14 protein-coding genes and 1 other RNA gene are annotated in these 12657 nt (G+C 70.1%); 9 read left to right on the forward strand and 6 right to left on the reverse strand.

Going from position 1 to position 12657, the window contains the following annotated elements:
- Positions 1-113 (forward strand): integrase core domain-containing protein (locus FQY79_RS12930; protein ID WP_146313328.1); only part of this gene is annotated, 113 nt, incomplete at its 5' end.
- A complete protein-coding gene (locus FQY79_RS12935; protein WP_222434288.1) occupies positions 110-367 on the forward strand; it encodes a hypothetical protein in 258 nt (85 codons plus the stop codon). The genes FQY79_RS12930 and FQY79_RS12935, both read left to right, overlap by 4 nt.
- 6 nt (positions 368-373) lie before the next feature.
- Here FQY79_RS12935 and FQY79_RS12940 read toward each other — a convergent pair whose 3' ends face one another.
- The 3 genes from FQY79_RS12940 to ssrA form a co-directional block, all read right to left on the reverse strand.
- Positions 374-1288 (reverse strand): nucleotidyl transferase AbiEii/AbiGii toxin family protein, encoded by a 915-nt coding sequence (locus FQY79_RS12940; protein ID WP_146313329.1) that lies wholly within the window; start codon positions 1286-1288, stop codon positions 374-376.
- Positions 1285-1884: a type IV toxin-antitoxin system AbiEi family antitoxin domain-containing protein gene (locus tag FQY79_RS12945; RefSeq protein ID WP_146313330.1), complete on the reverse strand. Its 600-nt coding sequence runs from the start codon at positions 1882-1884 to the stop codon at positions 1285-1287. The genes FQY79_RS12940 and FQY79_RS12945 overlap by 4 nt, the downstream gene beginning before the upstream one ends.
- 349 nt (positions 1885-2233) lie before the next feature.
- Positions 2234-2586, reverse strand: a transfer-messenger RNA (tmRNA) gene (ssrA, locus tag FQY79_RS12950).
- Between the two features lie 114 nt (positions 2587-2700).
- Here ssrA and FQY79_RS12955 point away from each other — a divergent pair.
- The gene (locus FQY79_RS12955; protein ID WP_186760047.1) at positions 2701-4914 is read left to right on the forward strand and encodes a CHASE domain-containing protein; all 2214 of its coding nucleotides are present in this window, start codon (positions 2701-2703) and stop codon (positions 4912-4914) included.
- Between the two features lie 33 nt (positions 4915-4947).
- Here the strand turns inward: FQY79_RS12955 and smpB are convergent, their stop codons facing one another.
- Positions 4948-5442 (reverse strand): SsrA-binding protein SmpB, encoded by a 495-nt coding sequence (gene smpB, locus FQY79_RS12960; protein ID WP_146313332.1) that lies wholly within the window; start codon positions 5440-5442, stop codon positions 4948-4950.
- A 40-nt stretch (positions 5443-5482) separates the two neighbouring features.
- On the opposite strand from smpB, the gene FQY79_RS12965 reads away from it, so the two are divergent.
- Together FQY79_RS12965 and FQY79_RS12970 are read left to right on the forward strand one after the other, a co-directional pair.
- Entirely contained in the window at positions 5483-5908 is a 426-nt protein-coding gene (locus FQY79_RS12965) for a type II toxin-antitoxin system RatA family toxin (protein ID WP_146313333.1), read from the forward strand.
- A 5-nt stretch (positions 5909-5913) separates the two neighbouring features.
- On the forward strand, positions 5914-6183 hold the full coding sequence (locus FQY79_RS12970; RefSeq protein ID WP_146313334.1) for an RnfH family protein: 270 nt from the start codon (positions 5914-5916) through the stop codon (positions 6181-6183).
- Positions 6184-6192: 9 nt separating this feature from the next.
- Here the strand turns inward: FQY79_RS12970 and FQY79_RS12975 are convergent, their stop codons facing one another.
- Entirely contained in the window at positions 6193-6579 is a 387-nt protein-coding gene (locus tag FQY79_RS12975) for an outer membrane protein assembly factor BamE (RefSeq protein ID WP_146313443.1), read from the reverse strand.
- A 117-nt stretch (positions 6580-6696) separates the two neighbouring features.
- Here FQY79_RS12975 and FQY79_RS12980 point away from each other — a divergent pair, with 117 nt between their 5' ends.
- Entirely contained in the window at positions 6697-7101 is a 405-nt protein-coding gene (locus FQY79_RS12980) for a Fur family transcriptional regulator (RefSeq protein WP_146313335.1), read from the forward strand.
- Positions 7102-7147: 46 nt separating this feature from the next.
- Here the strand turns inward: FQY79_RS12980 and recN are convergent, their stop codons facing one another.
- A complete protein-coding gene (gene recN / locus FQY79_RS12985) occupies positions 7148-8818 on the reverse strand; it encodes a DNA repair protein RecN (RefSeq protein ID WP_146313336.1) in 1671 nt (556 codons plus the stop codon).
- 189 nt (positions 8819-9007) lie between these two features.
- Here recN and hrcA point away from each other — a divergent pair, with 189 nt between their 5' ends.
- The 3 genes from hrcA (at position 9008) to dnaK (ending at position 12654) form a co-directional block, all read left to right on the forward strand.
- Complete coding sequence (gene hrcA / locus FQY79_RS12990) at positions 9008-10072, forward strand: heat-inducible transcriptional repressor HrcA (protein ID WP_146313337.1); 1065 nt, start codon at positions 9008-9010, stop codon at positions 10070-10072.
- Positions 10073-10114: 42 nt separating this feature from the next.
- Positions 10115-10639: a nucleotide exchange factor GrpE gene (grpE, locus tag FQY79_RS12995; RefSeq protein WP_146313338.1), complete on the forward strand. Its 525-nt coding sequence runs from the start codon at positions 10115-10117 to the stop codon at positions 10637-10639.
- 98 nt (positions 10640-10737) lie between these two features.
- Entirely contained in the window at positions 10738-12654 is a 1917-nt protein-coding gene (gene dnaK, locus FQY79_RS13000) for a molecular chaperone DnaK (protein WP_146313339.1), read from the forward strand.
- The last annotated feature ends 3 nt before the right edge of the window (positions 12655-12657 follow it).

The raw sequence follows: 12657 nt of genomic DNA on the forward strand, positions 1-12657 counted from the left end.
GGTGGATGCTCGAGTACAACGAGGAGCGCCCCCACGATTCCCTCGGCGATCTCACGCCCGCCGAGGTCCGCCAGCAATACGAGGAAAGTTCTACTTTTGCGTTGTGTGCTTGACGGGGAAGCTTACGAGGGGGCACCGCTGGCTGGCCATGCTGGAGTCGGGGGAAGCGAAGTCACTGAAGGAGATCGCCGCGCGGGAGGGGATCGACAACAGCTACGTGAGCCGGATGGTCAACCTGACCACGCTGGCGCCGGACATCGTGGCCGCCATCCTCGACGACGCGCTGCCGAACCACATCACTCTGTTCGATCTGGCGGTCGATCCACCAGCGCTGTGGGAGGAGCAGCGCACGCGGATTGGGCTCTGACGCGCTTCAACCCGCCACTGGCGACCACGGGCCGCCAGCCTGCCAGTGCTGCGGATGGTGGGTGTCGGCGTTCGCTGCCGTGATGACGGGAAGCAAAAAATCGCGAAGCGTCGCCACGACGTCCTCCAGGCTCAGCGCTTCGATCTTGTTCTTCCCAAGAAACGCCTGCCACTGTGTCTGCTTCTGGGCGTCCTGCACAAAACCATCACTCAGGCCGAGGGGGGCATCCGTGGGCAGTGCCGTCTTGCGGCGATCGAAGGTCGCCCGGAGGGCGCGGCGCAGGGTGTCGCCGTCGAAGTCGGTGTAACGCGACAAGATCCAGAGATCGAAGTAATCCTTCATGCGGCTGTTGGCGATGCCGAGCGAGGCCAACGCCTCCAGCTTTTCCGCCACCACGGTGTAGCGTGGATAGACGCGCAGCTTCGGCGCGTCGAATTCCGGCAGCATCACGGGGTAGTGAACATCCTCGGGCCCTGGCGTGACGGCATCGCCGAAGCCGATGTCAACCTGGATCGGGCAACGTGCCCCATCGATCAGTCCGAGCAAGGTGACGCGCACGCCGGCGTAGTTGGCCTCCTTGCGAATCTCGGCTGCCTGGACGGTGTCCGGCCGAAACGTCACGCCGTCGCCGGTGTCGATGGCGCAGACTTCCTTGAAGACACCTTCGAGGTGCGGCAGCTCGGCCGGGCCAAAGCTCAGGAAATCCGCGTCGCGCGTCGGACGATGCGGGACATCGAACCACAAGTCGAACAGCAGCGCGCCTTTCAGCAGGAACTGGTCGGCGTGAGGCGAGATGCTGAGCCGGTACAGCAGACGCTCGAGCGCATAGCGGGTCAAGACCAGATTGAAGTCCTGCTGGGTGTCGCGTGCGCGATTGAGCCGTCGGGCGCGCACCGAGGCGGCTATGTTGCGTTGGTTCATGACAGGCTTTCCATGTAGGGCCGCATCACATTGGCCACTCGGCACAGCTCAGCAAAGCGCCACAGCTCATCCATGCTGACACGCTTGGCGCGCCAGGCTTCCTGCAGCGCCTCCAGCGCGACATCGAGGCCGATCTTGTTGCGGAATTTGAAGCAGTCGGCCACCGTCCGGGCGACGTTGGTCACGCGCACCGGCACACCATCGACGGAGTGTTCCTCGATCCCCTCCGTCAGCGCTGCGCCAGAGAAGCGCACGATGCGCAGCGGGGGATAATCCATCTTTGGCGCGCGCGCCTTGTTCGGGATGGCCAGCCAGACCTCGAATGGCGACTGTGTGGTGAGTTCGTGCACGCGCAGTGCCGACAGCAGGCAGACGATGGCCTGCGGGTGTTTGCGTGCCACTTCGGCCAGCGCGCCGTGCTCCGAGACGGGCCGGTCCGGAATCGCATACAGGCCCCGTCCCACGCGCTGGAGCAGCCCTTGCCGCACCAGCCGCGTGAGGGCGACAGTGGGCAGCCCGCGCTCATTGAGATCACGTGGACGAATAAGGCCGCGCTGGGCGGCAAGTTTCAGAATGCTCTGGTGTGAACTGTCCATGCCGCCATAATGTTGCGGAACGTCGGTAGTTGTCAATAATTACCGACAAAACACAACGGGCATAGTTTCCTTTGCCTGCCGATGCTGCAATCAAACCGCTTGATTCGTCCGCGCGTAACTCTTTGATTTGTATGCGTTGCGTTCGCGGCCTTTGCGGACTTCGGGCGTGTCCGGGGGAGCGAGGCCGGAGAGAAAAATGGCCAGGAGAGAGTGGAAGGTGGCCCTGGACGGGGCCAGGGGCCGGACGCCGAAGTCCACAGGCTTCCGCAGGAATCCCCGCGAACACGCGGGAGTCGGCGCGATCGGGCAAGAAAAAACCCCAACCGAGAACGGTTGGGGGTTTTGGTATTGGTGGAGGTGGGCGGAGTCGAACCGCCGTCCGAAGGCACTCCATCCCCGGTCCTACATGCTTAGCCCGCCGTTGGATCTCGTCCCCGGGCAGCACGGCGTGCGAAGCGCGCCCGGGAACCAGCCTGTGAGTTCAGCCGTGGCAGACAGGCGGCCGCCGCGGCTGGTTCCCGTGATGATGACCCTACATCCACGAGCACGGGCACAAGTGGGTTCGGGGCTTACGCCTTAAGCGGCGAGAGCGTAGTTGTCGTCGTTGGCAACTATGAGTTTGCCGCTGGATTAACGAGGAAAGCTGCCCCCTCGGCATGCACCAGGTGATTTCGCGACCCCCGTCGAAGCCAATTCACCCCCGGGAGCGTCGATCACGCTGACACTGGCAGTATATGGGCGCCCGGGCGCCACGCAAGGGCGCCCGCGGCCCCCGTTCAGGCCCACCGGCGGCGGATGGGCCGGTATGCTGTGGCGATGTCGCGCACTCCGCCCGAGGAAGGCACGCCGGGGACCGCCCGCCCGTCGCTGCGGCGGGGCTACCTGCTGGCGGTGGTGATCCTGCTCGGATCGCTGCTGATGGTGTGGATGTACGCACGCACCGCCGGCGAGCGCGAGCAGCGGGCCGCGCAGGCCGCGTTCGAAAGCCAGAGCGACGAGGTCCTGACCCTGCTGCGCCAGCGCCTGCTGCACTACGAGCTGGCCCTGCGCGGCGGGGTGTCGCTGTACTGGTCGGTCTCGCGGCCCACGGAGCGGCAGTGGCGCGACTACGTGGGCGGGCTGGACATCGAGCACCAGTTCGAGGGGCTGCTGGGCCTGGGCTACGTGCCGTACCTGCGCCGCACCGACCTGGAGGCCCTGCAGCTGGCGATGCGCGACGAGGGCAAGGGCCTGTTCCAGATCCGGCCGCACGGCGCGCGCGCGATCTACGGCCCGATCCTGATGCTGGAGCCGCAGTCGATCGGCAACCGCAGCGCGCTGGGCTTCGACATGTTCTCGCACCCGGTGCGGCGGGAGGCGATGGCGGCCGCCCGCGACACCGGCCAGGTCCGGCTCAGCGCCCCGGTCGAGCTGATCCAGCGCGGCGGGGACGGGCGCCGCAACGGCCTGCTGATGTACGCGCCGATCTACGCCAACGGCATCCAGCCGGCCAACCTGCAGGCGCGGCGCACGGCGATGTCGGGCTGGGTGTACGCGCCCTTCCACGTGCGCACCTTCATGGAGAGCGCGCTGCGCCAGCTCGACTCGGGCCAGCTGCTGCGGATCGTGGACCTCGGGCAGGGCGGGCCCGGCATCGAGGTCTACGTCGATCCGGAGTTCAGGGCCGATCCGGAGCCGGAGACGTTGCGCCACTCCGAGACAGTCGAGCTGTATGGGCGCACCTGGCGGGTGGATTTCCAGTCGGCGCTGCGCACGGCCGGCGCCGCCGGTGCCGGCGCGGACCTGCGCACCAGCGTCGCCGCGGGCCTGATCGTCTCGTTCCTGCTGTTCGCGGTGGTGCTGACCCTGGCGCACACCCAGTCGCGCGCCGAGCGCCTGGCCGAAGCAATGAGCGAGTCCTACCGGCGCAGCGAGCAGCGCTTCCGCAACGCCATGCTCTATTCGGCCGGCGGCATCGCCCTGCTGGACCGGCAGGGGCGGATCGTCGAGGCCAACCCGGCGCTGGCGCGGATCCTCGGCGTGGCCCCGGCCAGCCTCCCCGGCACGGTATTGGATTCGCGGTTCGTCGATCCGGGGACGGGCGTCGCCCAGGGGGACAGCTATTCCACCGCCACCTGCAAGCTGCTGCGCAGCGACGGCGACATCCGGCTGGTGGAGCTGGTGCGCTCGCCGGTCCCGGGCGACGTCGGCAGCGACGTCGCCAGCCTCGTGCAGGTGGAGGATGTGACCGACCGGGTGCGGGCCGAGCGCGAGGTGCGGCTGCTCAACCGTACCCTCGAGGCGCGGGTCGAGCAGCGCACGCGCGAGCTCACCCTGGCCAACCACGAACTCGAGTCGTTCGCCTACAGCGTCTCGCACGACCTGCGCGCGCCGCTGCGCACGGTGGAAGGCTTCAGCCGCCTGCTGGGCGAACGCTTCGGCGACGCGATCGGGCCGGACGGACAGGACTACCTGGCCCGGGTGCGCAAGGCCGCCAACCGCATGGACGCGTTGATCGACGCCCTGCTGAAGATGTCCCGGATCACGCGCGAACCACTGCAACGCACGCAGGTGGACCTGAGCCGCCTGGCCGGCGAGGTCCTGGCCGAACTGCGGCAGGGGGAGCCGGGCCGGACGGTCGAGGCGGTGGTGGAGCCCGGCCTGGAAGCGTGCGGCGACCCGGCGCTGCTGCGCAACCTGCTGCAGAACCTGCTCGGCAACGCCTGGAAGTTCACCGCGGGCCGTGCGGACGCGCGGATCGAGTTCGGCCGCGACCCCGACGCGCCGCCGGCGCCCGGGATGCTGGCGCTGCGGGTGCGCGACAACGGTGCCGGCTTCGAGCCGGCCTACGCATCGAAGCTGTTCCGGCCGTTCCAGCGCCTGCACGGCGCCGACGAGTTCGAGGGCCATGGCATCGGCCTGGCCACGGTCAAGCGCATCGTCGAGCGCCACGGTGGCGGAATCAGCGCCGAGGCCGCGGTGGGGGAGGGAGCGACCTTCCGGTTCACCTTGCCCGAGCGCGCCCCCGAGCCCCCCCACGAACCGCATTGACCGGGCCGCATCGACCCCGCTGCCGCGGGCCGTTCAGGCGTCGCGGTTGTGCGCGCGCAGCAGCCGCTGGCGGTCGCGCGACCAGTCGCGGTCGCGCGCGGCCTGGCGCTTGTCGTGGGCCTGCTTGCCCTTGGCCAGGGCCAGCTCGACCTTGACCTTGTTGCCCTTCCAGTACATCGCGGTCGGCACCAGGGTGTAGCCTTCGCGCTGGACCCGGCCGACCAGATTGTCGATCTCGCGCCGGTGCAGCAGCAGCTTGCGGGTCCGCTGGGCGTCGGCGACCACGTGGGTCGAGGCCTGGGTGAGCGGGGTGATCTGGGCGCCGAACAGGTAGAGTTCGGCGTCGCGGACCACGGCGTAGGCCTCGCCGATGCTGGCGCGGCCGGCGCGGATGGCCTTGAGCTCCCAGCCCTGCAGCGCGATCCCGGCCTCGAACCGCTGTTCGAGGTGGTAGTCGTGGCGCGCGCGCCGGTTCAGGGCGATGGTCCGGTCGCCGTTTGCCTTATCCTTTCCGCTCTTTTTTCCCATCCGGCCATTCTCCCCGAAGGCGGCCGGCGACGCGAGCCAGATGCCCACGATCGAACGCAGCGCCCTGGTCGAGCACTCCGTCAACCGGATGTTCGACCTGGTCAACGACGTCCCCGCCTATCCCCGCCGTTTCCAGTGGTGCGAGCGCGCCGAGGTGCTGGAGCAGGGCGAGGGGCGGATGTTGGCGCGGCTGGAACTGGGCCTGGCGGGCTTCCGCACCTGGTTCACCACCGAGAACACGCTCGATCCCCCGCACCGGATCGACATGGACCTGCGCGACGGTCCCTTCCGCCGGCTGCGTGGACGCTGGCTGTTCCATGCGCTGGACGAAAGCGCCTGCAAGGTGTCGCTACGCCTGGATTTCGAGCCGCAGCGGGCGCTGATGCTGCCGGTGCTGTCGCTGGGCATGCGCGGGCTGGCTGACCGGATGGTGGACGACTTCGTGCGCGTGGCCGACGGAGGCTGACGGCGATGCGGGTGCAGGTGGTCCGGGCCTGGCCGGAACGCTTCGACGCCGAGGAGCTGGACCTGCCCCGCGGCGCCACGGTCGCCGACGCCCTGGCGGCGACCCGGCTGCCGCTGGACGGCGTGGCCGGGGTGGCGGTCCACGGCACGCGCGTGCGCGAGGACACGCCGCTGGCCGGGGGCGACCGGATCGAGCTGCTGGGGCCGCTGGTCGCCGACCCCAACGAGCGCCGCCGGCGGCGGGCGCAGGCGCAGGCCGGACGCGGGCGGCGCTAGGGCCGGGCGCTAGCGCCGCCGGTTGCCCTTTTCCTTCGGCAGGTTGCCGAAGCGGCGCATGCGTTCGGACAGTTCCTTGTCCTGCTCGGGGAAGTAGTCGCCTTCCCAGCGCGCCAGGCGGTCGTTCTCGAACCACAGGGTCAGGTTCCTGACCTCGGTATGCCCGCGCCGGCTGGTGCGCTGGGTCGCGGTGTAGTCCCAGCGCTGATGGTGGAACGGATCGGCGATCGACGGTGTTCCCAGCAGCACCAGCACCTGCTGCTTGTCCATGCCCGCCTGCAGCTGTTCCACCGCGTCCTTCTCGATCAGGTTGCCCTGGTAGATCGGCTGTTTGTAAAGCATGCCGCAGCCGGCGGTGGCCAGGGCGATCAGGGCGACGAACGCGAAGCGGGACATGGTCATGGAACGCGGGCCTGCGAAAGGGCGGCGGGACTGCCGCGATGATACACTCCGGGCGCCTCGCCACCGGCATCCCAGGCAGCTGGCGTTCAACCGCCTGTGAACGGAGACCCCATGGAATCGATGGATTTGCGCAAGGCCGGCCTCAAGGTCACGCATCCGCGGATGCGGATCCTCGCGCTGCTGGAGCGGAACACCCCGCGCCAGCACATGACGGCCGAAGACATCTACCGCCAGCTCCTGGAGCAGGGCGACGAGATCGGCCTGGCCACGGTCTACCGCGTCCTGACGCAGTTCGAGGCCGCGGGCCTGGTCATCAAGCACAACTTCGAGGGCGGCCACGCCCTGTACGAGCTCGACCGCGGCGACCACCACTACCACATGGTGGACATGAACACCGGGCAGATCACCGAGTTCGAGAGCCCGCAGATCGTCGAGCTGCTGCACAAGATCGCCAGCGAGCATGGCTACATCCTCGACGAGCATTCGCTGGTGCTGTACGTGCGCAAGAAGCGCTGAGCCGCGCCGCGGCGCCGCCGCGACCGGCCCGGTGCCGGGCTCCGGCTCAGGCCACGTGTCCGGCGAGCAGCCTGCGCGCGGCGGCACGGGCTTCCCGCGACACCTCCACGCCGCCAAGCATGCGCGCCAGCTCTTCCTGGCGCTGCTTCGGTCCGAGCAGTTCGACCGAGCTGTGGGTGAGGCCGTCGCGGTCGGCCTTGCTGACCCGGTAGTGGGCGTGTCCCTGCGCGGCCACCTGCGGCAGGTGGGTGACGCACAGCACCTGGCGGCTGGCGCCGAGCGCGCGCAGCTTCTGCCCGACGATCTCCGCCACGGCGCCGCCGATGCCCGAGTCGACCTCGTCGAAGACCATGGTCGGCACCGCGTCCGACCCCAGCGCGGCGACCTCGATCGCCAGCGAGATCCGCGACAGTTCGCCGCCCGAGGCCACCCGGCGCAGCGGGCGCGGCGGCTGGCCGGCGTTGGCCGAGACCAGGAACTCGGCCCGTTCGCCGCCCTGCGGATCGGGCCGGTCGCGCGCCAGGGGTTCGAGTGCGACCTCGAAGCGCCCGCCGCCCATGCCCAGTTCGGCGATCAGGGCGGTGGTAGCGGCCGACAGGCGTTCGGCCGCCGCGGCGCGCGCGCGGCCCAGGGCGTCCGCAGCCGAACGCCAGGCCTCGGCGGCGGCCGCGATCTCGGCGTCCAGGCCCTGCAGGCGCGCGCCCGCGTCGAGCAGCGATTCGCGCTCGGCCTCGAACGCGTCGCGGCGGGCCTCCAGCTCGCCCGGAGCGACCCGGTGCTTGCGCGCCAGGTCGTGCAGCCGGCCCAGGGTGGCGTCGAGCTCCTCGAACCGGGCCGGGTCCAGGTCGAGGTCGTCGCGGATGCGTTGCAGCGCCAGCGCGGCCTCGCCGAGCTGGATCGCGGCCGAATCGAGCAGGGCATCGACCTCGTCCAGCCGCGGCTCGTGGGCGCGTTCGCGGGCGAGGCCGCCGCGTAGCCGTTCCAGCCCGTCCAGCAGGCTGGGGCCGTCGTCGCCCGACAGCGCCGACAGGGCGCCGTCGCAGGCGGCCATCAGCCCGGCCGCATGGGCCAGCCGGCGGTGGCCGGCGACCAGCGCCTCGATCGCTTCGGGACGCAGATCCTCGCGGTCGAGTTCGCCGATCTGGTGGTCGAGCCAGGCGATCCGCTCGGCGACGTCGCCGGTCCGGGACAGGGTGTCGCGCTCGCGCTCGAGCGCGCTCCAGCGCGCCGCCGCCCCGCGCACCGCGGCCAGTTCCCGGTCGTGCCCGCCGAAGGCGTCGAGCAGGGCGAGCTGGCTGGACTTCTCCAGCAGGGCCTGGTGCTCGTGCTGGCCGTGGATTTCCACCAGCAGGCCGGCCAGCTGCGACAGCTGGGAGAGGGTCGCGGGCCGGCCGTTGATCCAGGCGCGCGACCCGCCGTCGGCGCGCAGGGTGCGGCGCAGGGTGCAGGCCTGGCCCTCGTCGAACTCCTGTTCGCGCAACCAGGCCAGGGCCGCGGGCGCGTCGGCGGTGTCGAACTCGGCGTGCAGTTCGGCGCGGCTGGCGCCGTGGCGGACCATGCCGGCGTCCGCGCGCAGCCCCGACAGGAACCCCAGGGCATCGACCAGCAGCGACTTGCCGGCGCCGGTCTCGCCGGAGATCACGGTCATGCCCGGGCCGAACTCGAGTTCGGACGCGGTGACGACGGCGAAATCGCGGATGGCCAGGCGTCTGAGCATGGCGCCTAGTCTAGTCGCCGCCATCGCAGGATCCGAGACGCCGGCGCCCGGCGCGGCGCCCGGCGCGCCCGGCGCGGCCGGGGCGGCCGGGGCGGCCGGGGCGGATGGGGCCCTTGCGGCCGGCCGGGCCCACATCCGCCTCCGGCCCCGGCTTGCGGGAAGGGGAGGGCGGCGATTTAATCGGGGACGATGGCGAACGCGACACCCCACGCCCGACTCGACGCCCGCGCGCGGCAGTTGCTGCGCACGCTGATCGCGCGCCACATCCGCGACGGAGAGCCGGTCGGCTCGCAGACGCTGGCGCGCCATTCGGGGCTGGACGTGAGCCCGGCGACGATCCGCAACATCCTCGCCGACCTCGAGGAGCAGGGGCTGCTGTCGGCCCCGCACACCTCGGCCGGGCGGGTGCCCACCGCCCAGGGCTACCGGGTGTTCGTCGACACCCTGCTGCAGGTCCAGCCGCTGCCCAACGCCGAGGTGGCGCGGCTGCGGGGCGAACTCGCCGGCAGCGGCGGTGGCAGCACCCAGGCGCTGCTGGGCAGCGCGTCGGAACTGGTCTCGGCGATGACCCGGTTCGTCGGCGTGGTCTCGGTGCCCCGGCGCGAGCAGTTCGCGTTCCGCCACATCGACTTCGTGCCGCTCGACGCGCAGCGGGTGATGGCGATCCTGGTGTTTGCCGACAGCGACGTGCAGAACCGGATCATCCAGGTGCGGCGCGCGTACGACGCCTCCGAGCTCGAGCGCGTGGCCAACTACCTCAACGCCAGTTTCGCCGGCCGGCCGATGGCCGAGATCCGCGCCACCCTGGTGCGCGAGCTGCAGGCCGCGCGCGACGAGATGGAGGCACTGCTCTCGCACACGGTCGAACTGGCCGAGCAGGCGCTCGCCCCCGCCGACGGCGACGACATGGTCCTGGCCGGGCAGAACCGCCTGATCGGGGTGCAGGACCTGAGCGACCTGGACCGGTTGCGCGAGCTGTTCGAGGCCTTCGCCCGCAAGCGCGAGATCCTGCAGCTGCTCGAGCGCACCATCCGCGCCCCCGGGGTGCGGATCTTCATCGGCGAGGAGACCGGCCTGGCCCCGCTGGAAGGCGTATCGCTGGTGACCGCGCCCTACGGCGGCCCCGGCAAGGTGCTGGGGGTGCTGGGCGTGATCGGCCCGACCCGGATGGCCTACGACCGGGTGATCCCGGTGGTCCAGGCCACCGCCGAGGTCCTGGGCGCCGCCTTGAATCCGGAACCGCCGGCCCCATAGCTGGGCGGATCGGCGGCCTGACGACCGCCCAGCAGCCAGGACATGACCACCGAACCGATGCGAGAAGAGGCCGCGCCCGCGGCCGGTGAACAGCAGCCCACGCCCACCGCCGAGGAGCGGATCCAGATGCTGGAGGCCGAGCTCGAGCAGCTCCGTGCCCAGATGCTGGTCGACCGCGCCGACATGGAGAACCAGCGCAAACGTCTGGAGCGCGACGTGCGCAACGCCTGCCGTTTCGCCAACAGGCAGCTGCTTGGCGAGCTGTTGCCGGTGTTCGACAGCCTCGAGGCCGCGCTCAACGCCGCCGCCGCCGAGGACCCGATGCGCGACGGTGTGGTCCTGACCCTGCGCGAACTGTCGCGCGTGTGCGAGAACAACGGCCTGGTCGAGGTCGCCCCGGCCCCGGGCGATGCGTTCGACCCCGAGCGCCACAACGCGATGAGCGTGGTCCAGACCGCCGAGGTCCCGGCCGGAACCGTGTTCCAGGTGTTCCAGAAGGGCTACGTGCTCCACGACCAGCTCCTGCGGCCGGCCCTGGTGTCGGTGGCGGGGGAGGAAGGCGCCTGAATCCGCGGCGCGGCGCTTGAAGCGGCGCCGCCCCAGCCCCAGATAGCCAGCATCGGCGGCCTGCCGCCAGCAGAACAGATTCCAGAGGGAAACCCACCATGGCAAAGATCATCGGCATCGACCTGGGCACGACCAACTCGTGCGTGGCGATCATGGACGGCGGCAAGGCCAAGGTCATCGAGAACAGCGAAGGTGACCGCACCACGCCGTCGGTCGTGGCCTATACCAAGGACGGCGAGGTGCTCGTCGGCGCGTCCGCCAAGCGCCAGGCCGTCACCAACCCCAAGAACACCTTCTACGCGGTCAAGCGCCTGATCGGCCGCAAGTTCACCGACTCCGAGGTCAAGAAGGACCTCGGCCTGGTGCCGTACGCGATCGTCGAGCACGACAATGGCGATGCCTGGGTTGCGACCAGCGAGGGCAAGAAGCTTTCGGCGCAGGAGGTCTCGGCGCGCATCCTGGAGAAGATGAAGAAGACCGCCGAGGACTACCTGGGCGAGAAGGTCACCGAGGCCGTGATCACGGTCCCGGCCTACTTCAACGACTCCCAGCGCCAGGCGACCAAGGACGCCGGCCGCATCGCCGGCCTCGACGTCAAGCGCATCATCAACGAGCCGACCGCGGCCGCGCTGGCCTACGGCCTGGACAAGGCCGGCGGCGACCGCAAGGTGGCCGTGTACGACCTGGGCGGCGGCACCTTCGACATCTCGATCATCGAGATCGCCGAGATCGACGGCGAGAAGCAGTTCGAGGTGCTCGCCACCAGCGGCGACACCTTCCTCGGTGGCGAGGACTTCGACAAGCGCGTGATCGACTACCTGGTCGAGGAGTTCCAGAAGGACTCGGGGCTGGACCTGCGCAAGGACCCGCTGGCCCTGCAGCGGCTGAAGGACGCCGCCGAGCGCGCCAAGATCGAGCTGTCGAGCTCGCAGCAGACCGAGGTCAACCTGCCGTACATCACGGCTGACGCCTCGGGCCCGAAGCACCTGAACATCAAGCTGACCCGGGCCAAGCTCGAGGCGCTGGTCGACGACCTGGTGAAGAAGACCCTCGAGCCGTGCCGCACCGCGCTCAACGACGCCGGCCTGCGCGCCAGCGACATCAGCGAGGTGATCCTGGTTGGCGGCCAGACCCGCATGCCCAAGGTGCAGCAGGCGGTTTCGGAGTTCTTCGGAAAGGATCCGCGCAAGGACGTCAACCCCGACGAGGCCGTGGCCATCGGCGCCGCGGTCCAGGGCGGCGTGCTGGCCGGCGACGTCAAGGACGTGCTGCTGCTCGACGTGACCCCGCTGAGCCTGGGCATCGAGACCCTGGGTGGCGTGTTCACCAAGATCATCGAGAAGAACACCACGATCCCGACCAAGGCCTCGCAGGTGTTCTCCACCGCCGAGGACAACCAGTCGGCCGTGACCGTGCACGTGCTGCAGGGCGAGCGCGAGCAGGCCCGCTACAACAAGTCGCTGGCCCGCTTCGACCTGACCGGCATCGAGCCGGCGCCGCGCGGCATGCCGCAGATCGAGGTGTCGTTCGACATCGACGCCAACGGCATCGTCCACGTGACGGCCAAGGACAAGAAGACCGGCAAGGAGCAGAAGGTCGAGATCAAGGCCGGATCGGGCCTGTCGGACGAGGAGATCCAGCGGATGGTCGCCGACGCCGAGGCGCACCGCGAGGAGGACAGGAAGTTCCAGGAACTGGTGGGCGCGCGCAACCAGGCCGATGCGCTGGTGCACTCGGCGCGCACCGCGATCAAGGACAACGGCGACAAGGTGCCGGGCGACGTGATCGGCCGGGTCGAGTCGGCGATCGCCGACGTCGAGGCGGCGATGAAGGGCGACGACAAGGCCCAGATCGAAGCCAGGACCAAGGCCCTGGAGGAGGCGGCGCAGTCGCTGTTCGCGGCCGCCGCGGCCGCCCAGCAGCCGGGCGCGGACGCCGGCGCCGGCCCCGCGCCGGGGGGCGACGACGTGGTCGACGCGGAGTTCACCGAGGTCAAGGACGACGAGAAGAAGTGACGC

Source organism: Luteimonas wenzhouensis, assembly GCF_007859305.1.
Taxonomy (GTDB): Bacteria; Pseudomonadota; Gammaproteobacteria; order Xanthomonadales; family Xanthomonadaceae; genus Luteimonas; species Luteimonas wenzhouensis.

Bases quoted from the DNA above. Each gene is read 5' to 3' on its own strand.
- FQY79_RS12940 (WP_146313329.1), bottom strand. From the start codon at position 1,288: ATGAACCAACGCAACATAGCCGCCTCGGTGCGCGCCCGACGGCTCAAT.
- FQY79_RS12945 (WP_146313330.1), bottom strand. From the start codon at position 1,884: ATGGACAGTTCACACCAGAGCATTCTGAAACTTGCCGCCCAGCGCGGC.
- FQY79_RS12955 (WP_186760047.1), top strand. From the start codon at position 2,701: ATGTCGCGCACTCCGCCCGAGGAAGGCACGCCGGGGACCGCCCGCCCG.
- smpB (WP_146313332.1), bottom strand. From the start codon at position 5,442: ATGGGAAAAAAGAGCGGAAAGGATAAGGCAAACGGCGACCGGACCATC.
- FQY79_RS12965 (WP_146313333.1), top strand. From the start codon at position 5,483: ATGCCCACGATCGAACGCAGCGCCCTGGTCGAGCACTCCGTCAACCGG.
- FQY79_RS12970 (WP_146313334.1), top strand. From the start codon at position 5,914: ATGCGGGTGCAGGTGGTCCGGGCCTGGCCGGAACGCTTCGACGCCGAG.
- FQY79_RS12975 (WP_146313443.1), bottom strand. From the start codon at position 6,579: ATGTCCCGCTTCGCGTTCGTCGCCCTGATCGCCCTGGCCACCGCCGGC.
- FQY79_RS12980 (WP_146313335.1), top strand. From the start codon at position 6,697: ATGGAATCGATGGATTTGCGCAAGGCCGGCCTCAAGGTCACGCATCCG.
- recN (WP_146313336.1), bottom strand. From the start codon at position 8,818: ATGCTCAGACGCCTGGCCATCCGCGATTTCGCCGTCGTCACCGCGTCC.
- hrcA (WP_146313337.1), top strand. From the start codon at position 9,008: ATGGCGAACGCGACACCCCACGCCCGACTCGACGCCCGCGCGCGGCAG.
- grpE (WP_146313338.1), top strand. From the start codon at position 10,115: ATGACCACCGAACCGATGCGAGAAGAGGCCGCGCCCGCGGCCGGTGAA.
- dnaK (WP_146313339.1), top strand. From the start codon at position 10,738: ATGGCAAAGATCATCGGCATCGACCTGGGCACGACCAACTCGTGCGTG.